The 17,227-nt window shown below is 70.0% G+C and carries 17 protein-coding genes; 9 read left to right on the forward strand and 8 right to left on the reverse strand.

The features are described 5' to 3' along the window. Positions 1-3: 3 nt before the first annotated feature. Together FEF15_RS06140 and FEF15_RS06145 are read left to right on the forward strand one after the other, a co-directional pair. Complete coding sequence (locus tag FEF15_RS06140; protein ID WP_163558272.1) at positions 4-804, forward strand: M48 family metallopeptidase; 801 nt, start codon at positions 4-6, stop codon at positions 802-804. Positions 805-834: 30 nt separating this feature from the next. Then, positions 835-1,095, forward strand: a complete 261-nt coding sequence (locus FEF15_RS06145; protein WP_163558273.1) for a hypothetical protein — start codon at positions 835-837, stop codon at positions 1,093-1,095. On the opposite strand, the gene aroE is transcribed toward FEF15_RS06145, so the two are convergent. The 5 genes from aroE to FEF15_RS06170 form a co-directional block, all read right to left on the reverse strand. Further along, positions 1,082-1,903 (reverse strand): shikimate dehydrogenase, encoded by an 822-nt coding sequence (aroE, locus tag FEF15_RS06150; protein ID WP_163558274.1) that lies wholly within the window; start codon positions 1,901-1,903, stop codon positions 1,082-1,084. The two genes, FEF15_RS06145 and aroE, sit on opposite strands and share 14 nt — an antisense overlap. Positions 1,904-1,905: 2 nt before the next feature. After that, complete coding sequence (gene hemF, locus FEF15_RS06155; RefSeq protein WP_163558275.1) at positions 1,906-2,829, reverse strand: oxygen-dependent coproporphyrinogen oxidase; 924 nt, start codon at positions 2,827-2,829, stop codon at positions 1,906-1,908. A gap of 22 nt (positions 2,830-2,851) precedes the next feature. Further along, on the reverse strand, positions 2,852-3,409 hold the full coding sequence (locus FEF15_RS06160; RefSeq protein WP_163558276.1) for a Sua5/YciO/YrdC/YwlC family protein: 558 nt from the start codon (positions 3,407-3,409) through the stop codon (positions 2,852-2,854). 64 nt (positions 3,410-3,473) lie between these two features. After that, the gene (gene dprA / locus FEF15_RS06165; protein ID WP_163558358.1) at positions 3,474-4,586 is read right to left on the reverse strand and encodes a DNA-processing protein DprA; all 1,113 of its coding nucleotides are present in this window, start codon (positions 4,584-4,586) and stop codon (positions 3,474-3,476) included. A gap of 77 nt (positions 4,587-4,663) precedes the next feature. Next, complete coding sequence (locus FEF15_RS06170) at positions 4,664-5,749, reverse strand: LysM domain-containing protein (protein WP_240454087.1); 1,086 nt, start codon at positions 5,747-5,749, stop codon at positions 4,664-4,666. A 191-nt stretch (positions 5,750-5,940) separates the two neighbouring features. On the opposite strand from FEF15_RS06170, the gene def reads away from it, so the two are divergent. The 7 genes from def to FEF15_RS06205 all read left to right on the forward strand — a co-directional run bounded on the left by def (position 5,941) and on the right by FEF15_RS06205 (position 13,489). After that, positions 5,941-6,453: a peptide deformylase gene (gene def / locus FEF15_RS06175; protein ID WP_163558277.1), complete on the forward strand. Its 513-nt coding sequence runs from the start codon at positions 5,941-5,943 to the stop codon at positions 6,451-6,453. Positions 6,454-6,556: 103 nt separating this feature from the next. Then, on the forward strand, positions 6,557-7,546 hold the full coding sequence (gene fmt, locus FEF15_RS06180; RefSeq protein ID WP_163558278.1) for a methionyl-tRNA formyltransferase: 990 nt from the start codon (positions 6,557-6,559) through the stop codon (positions 7,544-7,546). Next, positions 7,543-8,904, forward strand: coding sequence for a 16S rRNA (cytosine(967)-C(5))-methyltransferase RsmB (rsmB, locus tag FEF15_RS06185; RefSeq protein ID WP_163558279.1), 1,362 nt, complete (start codon positions 7,543-7,545; stop codon positions 8,902-8,904). Before fmt ends, rsmB begins: the two co-directional genes overlap by 4 nt. Before the next feature lie 32 nt (positions 8,905-8,936). Further along, positions 8,937-9,143 carry a dodecin gene (locus FEF15_RS06190; protein WP_163558280.1) on the forward strand — a complete coding sequence of 69 codons (207 nt, stop codon included), beginning with the start codon at positions 8,937-8,939 and terminating at the stop codon, positions 9,141-9,143. A gap of 124 nt (positions 9,144-9,267) precedes the next feature. Continuing rightward, complete coding sequence (trkA, locus tag FEF15_RS06195; RefSeq protein WP_163558281.1) at positions 9,268-10,641, forward strand: Trk system potassium transporter TrkA; 1,374 nt, start codon at positions 9,268-9,270, stop codon at positions 10,639-10,641. Positions 10,642-10,729: 88 nt separating this feature from the next. Next, complete coding sequence (locus tag FEF15_RS06200; RefSeq protein WP_163558282.1) at positions 10,730-12,178, forward strand: TrkH family potassium uptake protein; 1,449 nt, start codon at positions 10,730-10,732, stop codon at positions 12,176-12,178. A gap of 66 nt (positions 12,179-12,244) precedes the next feature. Continuing rightward, on the forward strand, positions 12,245-13,489 hold the full coding sequence (locus tag FEF15_RS06205; protein WP_163558283.1) for a TraB/GumN family protein: 1,245 nt from the start codon (positions 12,245-12,247) through the stop codon (positions 13,487-13,489). Positions 13,490-13,505: 16 nt separating this feature from the next. Here FEF15_RS06205 and FEF15_RS06210 read toward each other — a convergent pair whose 3' ends face one another. The 3 genes from FEF15_RS06210 to aceK all read right to left on the reverse strand — a co-directional run bounded on the left by FEF15_RS06210 (position 13,506) and on the right by aceK (position 17,016). After that, a complete protein-coding gene (locus tag FEF15_RS06210) occupies positions 13,506-14,333 on the reverse strand; it encodes a DTW domain-containing protein (RefSeq protein ID WP_163558284.1) in 828 nt (275 codons plus the stop codon). Positions 14,334-14,484: 151 nt separating this feature from the next. Further along, a complete protein-coding gene (locus FEF15_RS06215; protein WP_163558285.1) occupies positions 14,485-15,219 on the reverse strand; it encodes an NAD-dependent deacylase in 735 nt (244 codons plus the stop codon). 51 nt (positions 15,220-15,270) lie between these two features. After that, positions 15,271-17,016, reverse strand: coding sequence for a bifunctional isocitrate dehydrogenase kinase/phosphatase (aceK, locus tag FEF15_RS06220; RefSeq protein ID WP_163558286.1), 1,746 nt, complete (start codon positions 17,014-17,016; stop codon positions 15,271-15,273). Between the last annotated feature and the right edge of the window lie 211 nt (positions 17,017-17,227).

Raw genomic sequence — 17,227 nt, forward strand, 5'->3', positions numbered from 1 at the left:
GCCATGCGCTGGATTCACTGCCTTGCCATTGGCGCCCTGAGCGTCGCCCTTGCCGCCTGCACCACCTCGCCCACCGGGCGCTCGCAGCTCACCCTGATGTCCGAGCAGCAGCTCGACCAGATGGGGGAGCAGGCCTTCGCGCAATACCAGCAGGAACTGCCCGCGGTCGGGGGCGCCCCCCAGCGCTATGCCGAATGCATCGCCGGCGCCATCGTCGCCGTGCTGCCCGAACGCGAGCGCCAACAGAACTGGCAGATCCGCGTCTTCGAGTCCGACCAGGCCAACGCCTTCGCCCTGCCCGGCGGCTACATGGGAGTCAACACCGGGCTGCTTGAGATCGCCGAGACTCAGGACCAGGTGGCTGCGGTGATCGGCCACGAGATCGCCCACGTACTGGCTCGCCACGCCAACGAGCGCGCCTCCACCCAGATGGCCACCCAGGTCGGTCTCTCGGCGCTGGGCTCGGCGGCCGGCCTCGAGGGACCTGGCGGCGAGCAGATGATGGCGGCGCTGGGCCTGGGTGCCCAGTACGGCATCCTGCTGCCCTTCTCGCGGCGCCACGAGAGCGAGGCCGACGTGGTCGGCCTCAACCTGATGGCGGATGCCGGCTTCGATCCGCGGGCGAGCCTCGCGCTATGGCAGAACATGGCCGCCCAGGGCGGCGGCCAGCCGCCGGCCTGGCTGTCGACCCACCCCAGCCACGGCCAGCGCATGGGCGGTCTGGAAGCGCAGATGGGCGAAGCCCTGTCGCGCTACGAGCAGGCGCGCAGCGCGGGGAGGACGCCCAACTGCCCACGCCCTTAGGGAATCACTGATTTATTTTTTGGAAAGCGAATGCTGAAACTCGGACTGCTGCTGTTGATCGTGCCGCCGCTGGCGCTGATGGGCCTCTACTTCCACGAGCTGTCGGCGGTGCGCGAATGCACCCTGGTCGAGGGCGGCCACTGGGACTACCTGGAAGGGGTGTGCCGCGACACGCGCCAGCCCTTCGTGCCCTGGGTGGAGCGCGCCCCCTGGCTGGTCAACGGCGGCATGCTGCTGTCGGTGGTCGGCCTGGTGATGGTGATGGCGCGTTTCTACGTCAGGAAGCGCTGAGCGAGCGCCTCAGCATGTCCCGCACCGGCGCGGTGTCGGGGCGCTTGGCGCGCCACTGGAAGAACGATTCCGCGGCCTGCTCCACCAACATGCCCAGGCCATCGAGGGGGCGGGCGCCGCGCTCGGCGGCCCACTGCAAAAAGACCGTGGGCTCGGCGCCGTACATCATGTCGTAGGCGGTGGCGCCCGGCGCGAAGAGCTCATCGGGCAGCGGCGGCAGGTCACCGGCGAGGCTCGCGCTGGTGCCGTTGATCACCACATCATAGGGCCCCGCCACGGCCTCGAAACCGCCACCGCGGACCTCGCCCAGGTCACGGAAGTCCTCGGCCAGCGCTGCGGCCTTCTCGGCAGTACGGTTGCCTACGAAGAGACTGGCCGGTGTCTCGGCGAGCAGCGGCTCGAGCACGCCGCGCACCGCCCCGCCGGCGCCCAGCACCAGGATGCGCGCCCCGCGCAGCGCGACTCCGTGACTGGCCAGGTCGCGCACCAGGCCCACGCCGTCGGTGGTGTCGCCATACGTCTCGCCGTTGCCTCCGAGGATCAGGGTGTTCACCGCCCCGGCGCGCCTGGCCCGCGCGCTCAGGGTGTCGCACAGGCGGTAGGCCTCCTCCTTGAAGGGCACGGTGACGTTGGCCCCGCGGCCGCCCTCGGCCGTGAAGCGATGCCAGGCGCCGGCGAAGTCGTCCAGCGGCGCCTCGATGGCGGTGTAGGCGATGGCCTCTCCGGTCTGCTCGGCGAAGGCGGCGTGGATGGCCGGCGACTTGGAATGGGCCACCGGGTGGCCGAATACGCAGTAACGATCGGTCATGTTCAGGCCTCCTCTTCCCCGAGCCAGTCGCGGGGGCGCAGATAGTCTCGATACAGGGCTTCTTCCGGGCTGCCCGGCTCGGGTTGCCAGTCGTAGCGCCAGCTCACCAGCGGCGGCAACGACATCAGGATCGACTCGCTGCGCCCGCCGCTCTGCAGGCCGAACAGGGTGCCACGGTCCCACACCAGGTTGAACTCCACGTAGCGCCCGCGACGATAGAGCTGGAAGTCGCGCTCGCGCGCGCTCCAGGGCATGGCACGGCGGCGCCGCAGGATGGGCAGGTAGGCGTCGAGGAAGGCGTCGCCCACGGCGCGCTGGAAGGCGAAGCAGCGCTCGAAGCCGCCCTCGTTGAGGTCGTCGAAGAAGAGCCCGCCCACGCCGCGCGGCTCGTCGCGGTGCTTGAGATAGAAGTAGTCGTCGCACCACGCCTTGAAGCGCGGGTAGACGTCGTCGCCGAAGGGCGCGCAGGCGTCGCGGGCGACGCGGTGCCAGTGCAGCACGTCCTCGAACACCGGGTAGTAGGGGGTGAGGTCGAAGCCGCCGCCGAACCACCAGACCGGGGGCTCGCCGGCCTTCTCGGCGATCAGGAAGCGCACGTTGCCGTGGCTGGTGGGCACGTGGGGGTTCTCGGGGTGCAGCACCCAGGAGACCCCCACGGCGTGGAAGCTGCGCCCGGCGAGCTGAGGCCGCGCGGCGGTAGCCGAGGGCGGCAGGCGCTCGCCGAACACATGGGAGAAGTTCACCCCGGCCTTTTCGAACAGTGCGCCGTTCTCGATCACCCGCGAGCGCCCGCCACCGCCCTCCGGGCGCTGCCAGGCGTCCTCGCGGAAGCCGTCGCCGCCGTCCTCGGCGGCCAGGGCCGTGCAGAGACGCTCCTGCAGGTCGAGCAGGTAGCGCTTGACGTCTTCCAGGTTGGCGTGGGGCATGTCGCCTCCCGAATGCCGAGGGTCAGCCGCGCAGCACCCGGCCGCTGACCAGATCACGGATGGTGCTGGGGCGCTCGTTGCCGCCGAGCTCACCCTCGACCACGGCATCGATGTCGTCGCCGAATATCTCGCGGATCTCGGCGGCACTCATCGCCGGCGGCTCCCCGGCGCGGTTGGCCGAGGTGGAGACCAGAGGCCCGCCGAAGGCCTCGCACAGGGCGATCACCCCGGGGTGGTCGCTGACGCGCAGGGCCACGCTGTCGTGGGCGCCACGCACCAGCGGATGGGTGCGGCCGTTGTCGGGCACCAGCCAGGTGTTGGGGCCGGGCCAACTGGCCACCAGCGGGGCATGCAGCGCCGGCGGCAGGCGCTCGAGCCAGGGCGCGAACTGAGCGATGCTCGCCGCCACCAGGATCAGGCCCTTGGCCGGGTCGCGCTCCTTGAGGCGCAGCAGGTGCGCCACCGCCGCGTCGTTGTCAGGATCACAGCCCAGCCCCCAGACGGCCTCGGTGGGATAGGCGATCACGCCGCCGGCGTGCAGCGCGGAGACGGCGGCGGCAAGGGAGGAAGCCTCAATCATGCGGGGTCACACCTCGAATCGCTGGCCAAACGCCGTACCGCCCTGGCACGGCGAGGACATGCTATCACGACTGCGCCACGCCCGGCAGACGCACCCAGCCGCCGGGCGACTGGGCGACACGACCGGCGAGCTCGAGTGCCAGCAGCCGCCGCTGGCACTCGGGTACGCCGAGCCCGGTGAGCGCCACCAGGGCGTCGAGCGGCGCCGGAGCGTCGCTCAGCCAGCGCAGCAGTGGGTCGCCCGTCTCCTCGGTGGTGGCGCTGGCCGCCGGGGCCGGCACGTGCGCCGCCGCCCAGTGGGAGAGTTCCTCGAGGATGTCGTCGACCCCGCGCACCAGCACCGCGCCCTGGCGTATCAGCTGCAGGCAGCCCCGCGCCTGGGGGTTGTGGATGGAGCCCGGCAAAGCGAAGACCTCGCGGTTCTGCTCGGTGGCCAGCCGCGCGCTCACCAGCGAGCCGCTCTTCTCGGCGGCCTCCACCACCAGCACGCCCAGCGAGAGCCCGGTGACGATGCGGTTGCGGCGCGGGAAGAAGCCGGCCCGGGCGCGGGTGCCGGGCGGATGCTCGGCGAGCAGCAGGCCGCCCTCGGCGAGCAGGCGGTGGTAGAGGGTGGCGTGACGCGGCGGATAGATGACGTCGACGCCGCAGCCCAGCACGGCCACGGTACGCCCGCCCGCATCGAGGACGGCGCGCTGGGCGGCGCCGTCGATGCCCAGCGCCATTCCGCTGACCACCGCCCAGTCGCGGCCGGCGAGCTCGCGGGCGAAGGCGGCGGCGTTGGCGAGCCCCTCGCGGGTCGGGCGTCGCGAGCCGATGATGGCGAGCGCCGGCGGCGCCAGTGCGGCAAGGTCGCCCTCGGCCCACAGCAGCGGCGGCGGGTCGGCGATCTGCGCCAACAGGACCGGCCAGGCGGCATGCCCCGGATGGAGCAGATGACGCGGCGGGCCAGCCTCGCACCACGCCAGGCTGGCCTCGACACATGGGGTCAGGGGGCTGCGCGCCGGGTGATCGAGCCACAGGCGCAGCGCCGTGGCCGCTTCACGGGGCAGACGTGCCAGCCAGCCGTCGGGCCAAGCCGGCGCCGCCTCGCTCAGCTCGGCGAGGCGGACGCTGCCCAGGCCGGGCAGGTGAACGAGCGCCAACCAGTCGCGCAGCGCGGGAAGCGCCGCCTCGCTCAGCTCGGCGAGGCGGACGCTGCCCAGGCCGGGCAGGTGAACGAGCGCCAACCAGTCGCGCAGCGCGGGAAGCGCCGCGCTCACCGCGCCACCTGCGCCAGCAGGGTCTCCGGGTTGTGCACCCGGTCACCCACCTCCAGGCTGTTGGTGGCACGCATCACCAGGGCGTAGCTCAGCTTGTCGTAGGCGCGGAAGACCATCACCAGGCCCGCCCGGGTGCCGGGTAGGCGCAGCAGCTCGCCGGTACGCGGATCCGTGACCTGCTCGCCGAGCTGCTCCACGGCCAGCACGTGTCCGGGCGCCAGGCCGTCGCGCCGGCCGCGATCCAGGGCGACCACCTGCAGGCGGCCGGCGAAGCGCACCCCGCCCGGCACGGCGAGAATTCGACCGTCGACCTCGATATCGGGCGGGCGCGGCAGGAACTCGCGCTCCAGCTCGCGCGCCTCCAGCGGCAGCACGATGTCGTCGTCGCGAATCTCGCGGCTGGCGGCGGTTACCTCGAGCACGGCGATCTCATCCTCCTGCCGCTCGAGGCGCACCTGACCGATGCTCTCCAGCTCGAGGCCCAGGAATTCGCCACGGGCACTGACGTAGCGCTCGCCGCGGCGGTAGACGCCGTAGCGCGCCCCGCCGGCCAGTTCGCCGCGGGCGTAGAGGCGATCGCCGGCGCCGCTGATGATGCGCCGGTCGTCGCCGGCCACCACGTAGGCCAGCTCTTCCAGGCTCTCCGGGTCGTCGACCACCCGATGGTCTCGCAGGAAGTGCTGCACGGCCTCCAGCGGAATCGGCGTGATCGCCTCCCGGGGCGGGATGCGCCGCACTTCCGGCGACAGGCGCACCACGTTCTGGCCGCGCTCCAACCCCAGGCAGGGGCGGCCGTTGCAGTCGTAGAGGTAGATGACGTCGCCGGGATAGATGAGGTGAGGGTTGGCGATCTGCGGGTTGACCCGCCACACCTCGGGCCACTGCCAGGGGTGGCGCAGAAAACGCCCGGCAATGTCCCAGAGGGTGTCGCCTCGCACCACGGTGTAACGCTCGGGCGCCGTGTCGCTCAGTCCGCTCGCCCAGCTCGGCGCCTGGGCCCAGGCCGTCGTCACCCCCAGCATCAGGGCCATCGCCAGCCCTGCCATGACCGCCCGCAGGCCGCTGCTTGCACTCCCCGTCATCCCTGCCGTCCCCCTGCTCACCGGGACGAGCGCCACGGCCCAGCTGGCCGGGAACCTCGTCCGCTCGTTCCGGTCGGTATGTTATAGTCCACTACTATGGCCTGGTTGCGAAGCCGGCGGTTTTCCCGCCGAACTCGACGTCCTAGAATAAGGCCATCCCCTGAATCAAGCATAACGGTGATACCAACGCCATGGCCAAATTACCCATCCTCGAGTTTCCCGACGAGCGGCTGCGCACCATGGCCGCACCGGTCGAGGCGGTCGATGACGCAGTACGCCAGCTGGTCGACGACATGCTCGAGACCATGTACGACGCCAACGGCATCGGCCTGGCCGCCACCCAGGTGGACGTCCACCGGCGGGTGATCGTCATGGACGTCAGCGATGCCCGGAATCATCCACTGGTGCTGATCAATCCCGAGTACACCCCGCTCGGCGACGAGCGCGAGCCGATGTCCGAGGGCTGCCTGTCGATCCCCGAGTACTACGCCGAGGTGCCGCGCGCGCTCCGGGTCCACCTCAAGGCGCTGGACCGCGAGGGCAATCCCTACGAGCTGGAGGCCGACGGCCTGCTGGCCCACTGCATCCAGCATGAGTGCGACCACCTGGAGGGCGTGCTCTTCGTCGACTACCTCTCGCCGCTCAAGCGCGAGCGTGTGCGCAAGAAGATGGAGAAGCGCCACAAGCAGATGCAGCCCGCCTGAGGCGCGGCTCACCCTGTGACAGGCCGGGATGCGTCCCGGCCTTCTTCGTTCGGGGCTCGCTCCGGTATCATGGGGTCTTCGCCCACAGGCAAGGCCCGAGACCATGTCCCGACCCCTGCGCGTCATCTTTGCCGGCACGCCCGACTTCGCCGCGGCGAGCCTGGCCGCTCTGCTCGACAGTCACCATCGCGTCGTCGCCGTCTACACCCAGCCCGACCGCCCCGCCGGCCGTGGCCGCCAGCTGACCGCAAGCCCGGTCAAGCGGCTCGCCGCTCGCCATGCCCTGCCGGTCCGGCAGCCGACGACGCTGAAATCGCCCGAGGTGCAGGCCGAACTGGCTGCGCTCGAGGCCGACGTCATGGTGGTGGTGGCCTACGGACTGATCCTGCCCAAGGCGGTGCTCGACACGCCGCGGCTGGGCTGCCTCAACGTCCACGCCTCGCTGCTGCCGCGCTGGCGCGGCGCCGCGCCGATCCAGCGCGCCATCGAGGCGGGCGACACCGAGAGCGGGGTGACCATCATGCAGATGGACGAAGGCCTGGACACCGGCGACATGCTGCTCACGCGCCGCACGCCGATCACCGCCACCACCACCGGCGGCGACCTCCACGACACCCTGGCCCGACTCGGCGCCGAGGCGCTGGTCGAGGCCCTCGACGCCCTGGCGGCCGGCGAGCTGGCCGCCACCCCCCAGCCCGAGGCCGGCGTCACCTACGCCGCCAAGCTCTCCAAGGCCGAGGCAGAGCTGGACTTCTGCGAGCCCGCCGAGCCGCTGGCCGCGAGAATCCGTGCCTTCAACCCCTGGCCGGTGGCCTGGTGCGCGCTGGACGACGCCCGCCTGCGCCTGCTGATGGCCGCGGCCAGCGCCCGCCGTGACGATGAGGCGCCGCAGACCCCCGGCACCCTGCTCGCCTCGGATGGCGAGGCCCTGCGCATCGCCTGCGGCCCCGCCGGCGACGAGGTGCTGCGCGTCACCCGGGCGCAGCTGCCCGGCGGCAAGCCCCTGCCCGCCCGTGACCTGCTCAACGCCCGTCATGACCGCCTGGCCCCGGGCCGGCGCCTGGGCGCGGCGCGCGAGGAGCGCCAGCCATGACCCGCTCCACGCCACACTCACGCAACGGCTCGCGCCAGGGCAACCTGGCCGACGGCGGCCAGGCGGTGCGCGCCAGCGCCGCCCGGGCCCTGGCGCCGGTGATCGCCGGCAAGGGCTCGCTCAACGAGCTCGACGACCACCAGGTGGTGGCCCGCGACCGCGCCCTGTTCAAGGCGCTGTGCTACGGCACCTGCCGCACCCTGCCGCGTCTCGAAGCGCTGGCGGACCGCCTGCTCAAGAGCCCCTTCAAGACGCGCGACGCCGATGTCCAGGCGCTGCTGCTGCTGGGCATCCACCAGTTGCTCTACCTGCGCATTCCCGCCCATGCCGCGGTGGGCGAGACCGCCGGCGCCGCTCGCCTGCTCGGCAAGGAGTGGGCGACCCGGGTGATCAACGGCTGTTTGCGCCGCCTGCAGCGCGAATCCGCCGCGCTGCAGGCCGAAGTGGACCGCGACCCTGCCGTGGCGCTGCTCCATCCGCGCTGGCTGCTCAAGGCGCTGCGTCAGGCCTGGCCCGACGACTGGCGCACCATTGCCGAGGCCAACAACGTGCCGGGGCCGATGACGTTGCGCGTCAACCGCCGCCGTGGAGACCGCGAGGCCTACCTGGCCCGCCTTGCCGATGCCGGCATCGAGGCGCGCCTGTGCACGCATTCCCCGGACGGCCTGGTGCTGGCCACGCCCTGCGACGTTCAGGCGCTGCCTGGCTTCGCCACGGGAGACGTCAGCGTACAGGACGAGGCCGCCCAGCTCGCGGCCGAGCTGCTCGGCCCCAGCCTGGCGCCGCGCCCCGGGGGCCGGGTACTGGATGCCTGCTGCGCCCCCGGCGGCAAGACCGCCCACCTGCTGGAGCTGTTCGACATCGAGCTCATCGCGCTCGACAGCGACGCCGTGCGCCTGGCCCGGGTCGAGGATACCCTGGCACGCCTCGGTCTCTCGGCCACCCTGATGCATGCCGATGCCACCGCTCGCGACTGGTGGGACACTACCCCCTTCGACGCCATCCTGCTCGACGCGCCCTGTTCCGGCACCGGGGTGATCCGCCGCCACCCCGACATCAAGCGCCTGCGCCGCCCCTCGGACATCGGCAAGCTGGCCGAACTGCAGCGCCGCCTACTCGACAACCTCTGGGGTCTGCTGCGCCCCGGCGGCGCGCTGGTCTATGCGACCTGCTCGGTGCTCCCGGAGGAAAACAGCGACCAGGTCCGCAGCTTCCTGGCGCGCACGCCGGATGCCCGGGACACCATGCCCACCGACCTGAGCTGGGGGCAGCAGGCGGGCGTGGGGCGTCAGCTGCTGCCGAGCCCCGATCATCACGATGGCTTCTTTTATGCCAGACTGAGAAAGGCAACCGACTGAACCCACTGGACCGGAAGCCACGGGAGGCACGCATGAGCCAGCATACCTACAAGCACATCGAACTCACCGGCTCCTCGGAGCTGGGCATCGAGGACGCCATCAACAGCGCCATCGTCAAGGCCTCGGAAACGCTGCACGGCATGCGCTGGTTCGAGGTCACCGACACCCGCGGCCACATCGAGCACGGCCGTGTCGCCCACTGGCAAGTCACCCTGCGGATCGGCTTCACCCTCGACTGAAGCCCGCGGGCCGGGTGGGCCTGTTCCCCACCGGGCGGCTGGTTTATGCTAGTCGCTAATGTGTTGCGGCGCACAAGGTGCGCCGCTGTCGATTCCGGCGCCCGGACAGCGGACAGCAAGCCCCATGAAAATCATCATTCTCGGTGCCGGCCAGGTCGGCGGCACCCTGGCCGAACACCTGGCCCGCGAGGAGAACGACATCACCGTGGTGGACACCAACGGTGACAAGCTGCGCGAGCTGCACACCCGGCTCGACATCCGCACCGTGGTGGGGCCGGGCTCCTACCCCGTAGTGCTGCGTCAAGCAGGCTGCGAGGATGCCGACATGCTGATCGCGGTGACCAGCCGCGACGAGGTCAACATGATCGCCTGCCAGGTGGCCCACACCCTCTTCCGCACCCCCACCAAGATCGCCCGGGTGCGCGCCACCGCCTACCTCACCCGCAAGGGACTGTTCGCCCACGAGGCGATTCCCATCGACGTGCTGATCAGCCCCGAGCAGGTGGTCACCGACCACATCCGCCGGCTGATCGAGCACCCCGGCGCCCTGCAGGTGCTGGAGTTCGCTGGGGGCCTGGTGCAGCTCGTCGCGGTCAAGGCCTTCTACGGCGGCCCCCTGGTGGGTCAGGAGCTGGGGTTTTTGCGCCGCCACATGCCCAGCGTCGACACCCGGGTGGCGGCCATCTACCGCCGAAACCGTCCGATCATCCCGCGCGGCGACACCACCATCGAGGCCGACGACGAGGTGTTCTTCATCGCCGCGCGGCGCGATATCCGCGCGGTGATGAGCGAGCTGCGCCGGGTCGACCGCGACTTCCGCCGGGTGATGATCGCCGGCGGCGGCAACATCGGCGAGCGCCTCGCCGAGCACCTCGAGCACAGCCACCAGGTGAAGATCATCGAGCACGGCATCGAGCGTTGCACGGTGCTCTCCGAGCGCCTCGACCGCACCGTGGTGCTGCACGGCAGCGCCACCAGCAAGCGGCTGCTGGAAGAGGAGAACATCGAGGACTGCGACATCTTCTGCGCCCTGACCAACGACGACGAGGTCAACATCATGTCGTCGATGCTGGCCAAGCGCATGGGCGCCAAAAAGGTGCTCACCCTAATCAACAACGCCGCCTACGTCGATCTCGTCCAGGGCGGCGAGATCGACATCGCCATCTCGCCGCAGCAGGCCACCATCGGCAGCCTGCTGACCCACGTGCGCCGCGGCGACATCGTCAACGTTCACTCGCTGCGCCGCGGCGCCGCCGAGGCCATCGAGGCCATCGCCCACGGCGATACCCAATCCTCCAAGGTGGTGGGCCGCGCCATCGGCGAGATCGACCTGCCCAAGGGCACCACCATCGGTGCCATCGTGCGCGGCAAGGAGGTGCTGATCGCCCACGATGACGTGGTGGTGGAATCCGGCGACCACGTCATCCTCTTCGTCATCGACAAGCGGCGCATCCGCGAGGTGGAGCGTCTCTTCCAGGTCGGGCTGACGTTCTTCTGATGCGGTTACCAGCTCTGCCGACGCTGCCGAGCCGCGAGCCGACGTGGCGGACCGCAACGCCTGCGCTCCCTGCCCTCGAGGGAACGCCATGAGCCTGCGTATGATCCTGCGCATCCTGGGCCTGCTGCTGATGATGTTCAGCCTGACCATGGTGCCGCCGATCCTCATCTCCTGGCTGTTCGGCGACGGTCAGTCGGAGGCCTTCATGGTGGCGATCGGGATCACCGTGGCCACCGGGGCGGTACTTTACCTGCCCAACCGCCGGGCCCACCGCGAGCTGCGCACCCGCGACGGTTTCCTGATCGCGGCGCTCTTCTGGAGCGTGCTGGCGCTGTTCGGCGCGCTGCCGCTGATGTTTGCCGGCGAGGCGGCGCTCGCCTTCACCGATGCCGTCTTCGAGTCCTTCTCGGGGCTGACCACCACCGGGGCCACGGTGATCACCGGCATCGAGCATTTGCCCGAGTCGATCCGCTACTACCGCCAGCAGCTGCAGTGGCTGGGCGGCATGGGGATCGTGGTGCTCGCCGTGGCGATCCTGCCGACCCTCGGCGTGGGGGGCATGGCGCTCTATCGTACCGAGATTCCGGGGCCGCTGAAGGACTCCAAGCTCACCCCGCGCATCACCGAGACCGCCAAGGCGCTGTGGTACATCTACGCCGCCCTCACGCTGACCTGTATGCTGGCCTACATGGCGGCGGGCATGGACTGGTTCGATGCCCTGGGCCACAGTTTCTCCACCGTGGCCATCGGCGGCTTCTCCACCTACGACGCCAGCATCGGCCACTTCGACAGCGCCGCCATCGAGCTGATCTGCGCGGGCTTTCTGATCGTCTCGGCGATGAGCTTCAGCCTGCACTTCCTGGCCTGGCGCGGCCGCCAGCTCAAGCATTACGTGCAGGATCCCGAGGCACGCTTCCTGCTGCTCTTCCTGGCCGGGCTGACGGTGATCACCGTGGTGTCGTTGTGGCTCACCGAGCAGTACGGCATCGAGCGCGGGCTGCGCCACGGCTTCTTCGAGGTGGTCTCGGTGGCCACCACGGCGGGCTTCGCGGTGGCGGATTTCTCCGCCTGGCCCGGAGCGCTGCCCTTCCTGCTCTTCGTCACGGCCTTCGTGGGCGGCTGCTCCGGCTCCACCGGCGGCGGCATGAAGGTGATCCGCATCATCCTCATCCTCAAGCAGGGCATGCGCGAGGTGATGCGGCTGATCCATCCCAGCGCAGTGATCTCGGTGAAGGTGGGCAAGGTGAGCGTGCCGGACGGCATCGCCCAGGCGGTGTGGGGCTTCTTCTCGGTCTATCTGCTGCTGTTCTTCCTGATGCTGGTGGGCGTGATGGCCACCGGCGTCGACCAGGTCACCGCCTGGTCGACGGTAGGCTCGGCGCTCAACAACCTGGGCCCGGCGCTGGGCGAGGCGAGCGCCCACTACGGCGACCTGCCGACCGTCACCAAGTGGATCCTGGTGGTGGCAATGCTGCTCGGCCGCCTGGAGATCTTCACCGTGCTGGTGCTGTTTACCCCGGCCTTCTGGAGAAAGTAGGCCGGGTTTGGCCCGCCGGGCCACTTCATGGATAATCGGCGGTTCCAGCCTTCACTGCGAGCGCCCATGAACGCCCCCCAGGACCCCGTGACTGCTTCCTCGTCCGCCAGTGCCATCAGCGGCCCGCACCGCGTCATCGAGGTGGGGGGGACACGCTATACCCTGCTGGGCACCGCCCACGTCTCGGCCGAGAGCGCCGCGGACGTGCGCAGCCTGATTCGCTCCGGCGAGTTCGATGCCGTGGCCATCGAGCTGTGCGACTCGCGCCACCAGAATCTCAGCAACCCCGACGCCCTGGGCGAACAGGACCTCTTCGCCATCTTCCGCCAGGGCAAGGCCGGCATGGTGGCGGCGAGCCTGGCGCTGGGCGCCTTCCAGCAGCGCGTGGCCGAGCAGTCGGGCATCGAGCCCGGCGCTGAGATGCGCGCCGCCCTGGAGGAGACGCGCCGCGATGGATTACCGCTGCTGCTGATCGACCGCGACGTGGGCATCACCTTGAAGCGCATCTACCACAACGTGCCCTGGTGGCAGCGCTTCTCGCTGTTCTCGGGCCTGCTGGGCAGCGTGCTGTCGCGTCAGGAGGTGTCGAGCGAGGAGATCGAGCGGCTCAAGGAGGGCGATGTCCTGGAGTCGACCTTCAGCGAATTCGCCGCCCAGTCCGAGGCGCTGTTCACGCCCTTGATCACCGAGCGCGACCGCTACATGGTGCTGCGCCTCGCCGAGCAGGCGCCACCGGGCTGCTATCGCCACGTGCTGGTGGTGATCGGCGCCGGCCACCTCAAGGGCATGGCCGAGCAGCTCGAGCAACCGCTGCCCAAGGCGCCCACCGTCGAGCGCGAGGCGCTGGAAACCACGCCCCCGCCGTCTCGCCTGTGGCATGCGCTGCCCTGGGTGGTCACCGCCCTGGTGCTCACCGGCTTCGCCATCGGCTTCTCGCGCAACACCGAGCTCGGCTGGCAGCTGATCGGCGAGTGGTTCGTGATCAACGGCGTGCTCTCGGGCGTGGCCACGCTGTTCGCCCTTGCCCACCCGCTGACCGTGGCCGCCACCGTGGTCGCCGCGCCGCTCACCTCGCTCAACCCCACCATCGGCGCCGGTTTCGTGGCCGCCGGCGTGGAGCTCTTCCTACGCAAGCCCAAGGTGCGGGACTTCTCGACCCTGCGCCACGACGTCACCGCGCTCAAGGGCTGGTGGCGCAACCGCGTCTCGCGCACCCTGCTGGTATTCCTGTTCGCCACCCTGGGCTCCGCCGCCGGCACCTGGATCGCCGGTTTCCGCATCGCCGAGGCCCTGCTCAGCCTGCCCGGCTGAGCCCGGGACTTTCTTTCTATCCCCACTCTCCTCGCCGCGCCAGCAGGCGTTGCATCGCAGCCGTCGGCGTCCCGAGCTTCTCGAAGCGCCGGCTGGCGGCGTAGCTGTCGTTGAAGACGTCGAAGTAGTCGTCGAGCACCTGACCCGCCAGCCCGTCGCCAGACTGGTGCAGCAGCTCGGCGGCCACCTCGGCGGTGCACAGGTGGTCACTGGAGGCCGGCTTGCGCAGCCGGTAGCGGGTCTGGCGCCGAGTGCGCAGGGGCAGTACCGGCAGGCCGTCGAGGTAGGGGCTCTTGCGGAAGATGCGCCGCGCCTGGCGCCAGGTGCCGTCGAGCAGAATCAAGACCGGAATTCTGTCCTCCCCCTTGGCGCGTGCCACGCTGTCCATGCCCACCACGCGGTCGGCATAGTCCGGCTGGTCGTCGGGGAAGATCACGAAGGGCGCATAGCGCGAGTCGGCCAGCAGCGCCAGCAGGCGGTCATCCGGCGCCGTGCGGTACCAGGTGAAGACCTCGGTGCCGGGCAGGACGTCGCGGATCAGCCGCCCGGTGTTGGTCGGCTTGTGGTGCTCCAGGGGATGGGTGAGCAGCCATACCCGCGCCACGCTCTCGGCAGCAACCCGGTAGGGACAGAGGCAGTTGAGTGCCGGCAGGTTGCAGTCCGGGCAGCGCTCGACGAAGCTGCCGCGCGCCTTGAACTCGCGCCGCGGCGGGCGCGGATGACCGGTGGCGGGGTCATGGGAAAGCCCGGTGGCGGGGTCATGGGAGAGCCCGGTAGCGGGGGCATGGGAGAGCCCGGTGGCGGGAGGCTCGGCGAGGGCATCCGGGGAAAAGCGATCGGACATGGGACTCGTTTCGTCTCGACAGGGGGCGGCATTCTAACACGCCTGACCACCGGGTCAGTGCTGAGTCGCGATGTAGCCAGTGGCGCCGGAGCAGCCCCTTGCTCCTCGCCCCTCGTTCCTCGTCCCTCGTCCCTCGTCCCTCGTCCCTGGTCTACTCGAGCAGCGTCTCCGGCACCCAGAGGCGCCCCTCGCGCTGCCAGTGACGCGTCAGCGCCGGCACGCCCTCGCCCGCCGGCCGGTCGAGACGCGTGACGCCCGGCGGTGCCAGGGCGTGGGCCTCGGGGTCGACCAGCACGCAGGGCGCTTCCAGCCCCACCCGGTCGAGCAGCGAGGCCGCCGGCATCACGGCGAGCGACGTGCCCACCACCAGCAGCAGGTCGGCCGCCGCGGCAATCTCGCACGCCTCGCCGAAGCGCGGCACGCTCTCGCCGAACCACACCACATCGGGGCGCAGCTGGCTGCCCTTGTCGCACACATCGCCCAGGCGAATGCCGCCACGGCGCAGCGGATAGCGCAGGCGCGGGTCCACCGAGGAGCGTGCCTGGAGTATCTCGCCGTGCAGATGCAGCACATCCCGCGAACCGGCGCGCTCGTGCAGGTCGTCGATGTTCTGGGTGATGATGCTGACCCGAAAGCCGGCCTGCTCCAGGTCGGCCAGGGCCTTGTGGGCGGGGTTGGGGCGGGCGCGGCGCACCTGGTCGCGGCGCATGTCGTAGAAGCGCAGCACGCGCTCGGGATCGCGTTGCCACGCCTCGGGGGTGGCCACCGCCTCGATGGGGTGGTCGGCCCACAGGCCGTCGCTGGCGCGGAAGGTCTGTATACCGCTCTCGGCGCTGATGCCGGCACCGGTGAGCACCACCAGATGGGGCTGCTGCGACTCGCCCACTGCGCACTCCTCGTCTTGCTTGGCCGCGTCTTGCCGCGTGGCCGTGATGATTCAGTAAACCAGGCCATTGCCCTCGCTGGCGGCGAAACGCTGCTTGTTCCGATAGGGGTAGACGTCGATCACCCGCCCATCGCGAATGGCCTGCTGAAGCCCCTTCCAGTAGTCGGCGTCGAACAGCTCCGGGTGCAGTTCGTAGAAGAGCTTGCGCAGGCGCACGTCGGCGAACAGGAAGGGGCCGAACTCCTCGGGAAAAATATCATTCGGCCCCACCGAGTACCAAGGCTCGTCGGCCAGCTCTTGCTCGGGGTACATGGGCTCGGGGATATGGCGGAAGTTACACTCGGTGAGGTAGCAGATCTCGTCGTAGTCGTAGAAGATCACCCGGCCGTGGCGGGTCACGCCGAAATTCTTGAGCAGCATGTCGCCGGGAAAGATGTTGGCGGCCGCCAGCTGCTTGATGGCGTTGCCGTAGTCCTTGAGCACGGCGTGCGTTTCGGCGGCGTCGCACTGTTCCAGGTAGAGGTTGAGCGGGGTCATCATGCGCTCGGTGTAGCAGTGCTCGATGATCACCTTGTCGCCCCGAAGGTAGACGGTGGAAGGCGCCACGCGCAGCAGCTCCTCCAGGCACGCCGGGTCGAAGTGGTCCTGGCGGGCGATGAAGTGCGAGAACTCCTGGGTGTCGGCCATGCGCCCCACACGGTCGTGGCGCTTGACCAGGCGGTACTTCTCGCGCACGTCCTCGCGGCTCATCTCCTTGGTGGGGTCGAAGCGGTCCTTGATGATCTTGAACACGGTGCGAAAGGAGGGCAGCACGAACACCGCCATCACCATGCCGCGCACCCCGGGGGCGATGATAAATCGGTCCTCGCGCTTGGCCACCTGCTGGTTAAGGGCGCGGAAGAACTCGGTCTTGCCGTGCTTGAAGAAGCCGATGGCGGCGTAGAGCTCGCCGGCGGGCTTGTCGGGCATCAGCTCGCGCAGGTAGTTGACGAACTCGCCCGGCACCGCCACCTCCACCTGAAAGTAGGCGCGGGTGAAGGAGAAGATGATCGACACCTCGTCCGACTCGATCAGCACGGTGTCGAGGTGCAGGCCGGCCCCTTCGTCGTGGAGCACCGGCAGCACCAGCGGCACCTGCGTACCCCCGCCACGGATGCGCCCCACCAGGTAGGCTCCCTTGTTGCGGTAGAAGACGCTCTTGAGCAGCTCCACCTCGGCATCGGCGGCATCGAGGATGGCCGCCGGCAGATGGCCGCGCAGGAAGTCGCCGCCCTGCCCGGCATCGTGCTCCAGGTCGTCGAAGGGGGTCTCGAAGGGCGCCTCCGCCAGGGCCCAGCGCACCGCCGCGTTCCAGTCGCCATGGACGGCAAAACGCCGACACAGCTCGATGCCGGAGCGGTGCGCGGCAGTGTCCCGGGAACTGTAGACGAACATCCAGTCATTGCGGATGTGGCGGTGGTGGAACACGGAGCAGAACAACGAGTTGAAATAGGTCTCGGCCAGCTCGTAGTCGAGGCGCTGGCTGATCAGCTCGGCGTAGTGCTGCTTGGCCTCGCGCCAACACTCGCAGTGGGTGAGCTCCTCCTCGCTGAAGGTGGTCTCGAGGCGCTCCAGGGTCTCGTTCACCTTCTGCTCGTAGAGGTTGATGCGCTCCGCCGAGGCCTGCTGCGCCTCGCGCCAGGCGGCGTCGCGAAAGCGGCGGCTGGCGTCGGCGGTGATCGCCTTGAAGCGCGAGCGGTACTCGTCGAAGCCGTGGAGAATGGTGGCGGCGAGGCGGTAGGCGGGCGACAGCTTCATGGCGGACTCCGGGCAGCGTGACCCCTCAGCATCGCGGATTTCGCCGGCGCCGGCGAGCCGACCATGGTGGATCAGCGTGTAGCGATATGACAAGACGCCCCTGGCTCGGCCGTGGGGCCTGCCCTGTCATGGTTTTATCACGCCGCTGTCGCCGCGTCGTCATGGCGGCCCGGCACCCTTGGGGTCGAGACCATCCCGGCCGACCGACGAC

The organism is Halomonas sp. NO4 (genome assembly GCF_010994375.1).
Lineage (GTDB): Bacteria > Pseudomonadota > Gammaproteobacteria > Pseudomonadales > Halomonadaceae > Halomonas.

Excerpts from the sequence above, each read along its gene's own strand:
- FEF15_RS06205 (WP_163558283.1), top strand. The coding sequence starts at position 12,245 with ATGAACGCCCCCCAGGACCCCGTGACTGCTTCCTCGTCCGCCAGTGCC.
- FEF15_RS06210 (WP_163558284.1), bottom strand. The coding sequence starts at position 14,333 with ATGTCCGATCGCTTTTCCCCGGATGCCCTCGCCGAGCCTCCCGCCACC.
- aceK (WP_163558286.1), bottom strand. The coding sequence starts at position 17,016 with ATGAAGCTGTCGCCCGCCTACCGCCTCGCCGCCACCATTCTCCACGGC.
- trkA (WP_163558281.1), top strand. The coding sequence starts at position 9,268 with ATGAAAATCATCATTCTCGGTGCCGGCCAGGTCGGCGGCACCCTGGCC.
- hemF (WP_163558275.1), bottom strand. The coding sequence starts at position 2,829 with ATGCCCCACGCCAACCTGGAAGACGTCAAGCGCTACCTGCTCGACCTG.
- FEF15_RS06145 (WP_163558273.1), top strand. The coding sequence starts at position 835 with ATGCTGAAACTCGGACTGCTGCTGTTGATCGTGCCGCCGCTGGCGCTG.
- FEF15_RS06200 (WP_163558282.1), top strand. The coding sequence starts at position 10,730 with ATGAGCCTGCGTATGATCCTGCGCATCCTGGGCCTGCTGCTGATGATG.
- rsmB (WP_163558279.1), top strand. The coding sequence starts at position 7,543 with ATGACCCGCTCCACGCCACACTCACGCAACGGCTCGCGCCAGGGCAAC.
- FEF15_RS06160 (WP_163558276.1), bottom strand. The coding sequence starts at position 3,409 with ATGATTGAGGCTTCCTCCCTTGCCGCCGCCGTCTCCGCGCTGCACGCC.
- def (WP_163558277.1), top strand. The coding sequence starts at position 5,941 with ATGGCCAAATTACCCATCCTCGAGTTTCCCGACGAGCGGCTGCGCACC.
- aroE (WP_163558274.1), bottom strand. The coding sequence starts at position 1,903 with ATGACCGATCGTTACTGCGTATTCGGCCACCCGGTGGCCCATTCCAAG.
- FEF15_RS06190 (WP_163558280.1), top strand. The coding sequence starts at position 8,937 with ATGAGCCAGCATACCTACAAGCACATCGAACTCACCGGCTCCTCGGAG.
- fmt (WP_163558278.1), top strand. The coding sequence starts at position 6,557 with ATGTCCCGACCCCTGCGCGTCATCTTTGCCGGCACGCCCGACTTCGCC.
- FEF15_RS06170 (WP_240454087.1), bottom strand. The coding sequence starts at position 5,749 with ATGACGGGGAGTGCAAGCAGCGGCCTGCGGGCGGTCATGGCAGGGCTG.
- FEF15_RS06140 (WP_163558272.1), top strand. The coding sequence starts at position 4 with ATGCGCTGGATTCACTGCCTTGCCATTGGCGCCCTGAGCGTCGCCCTT.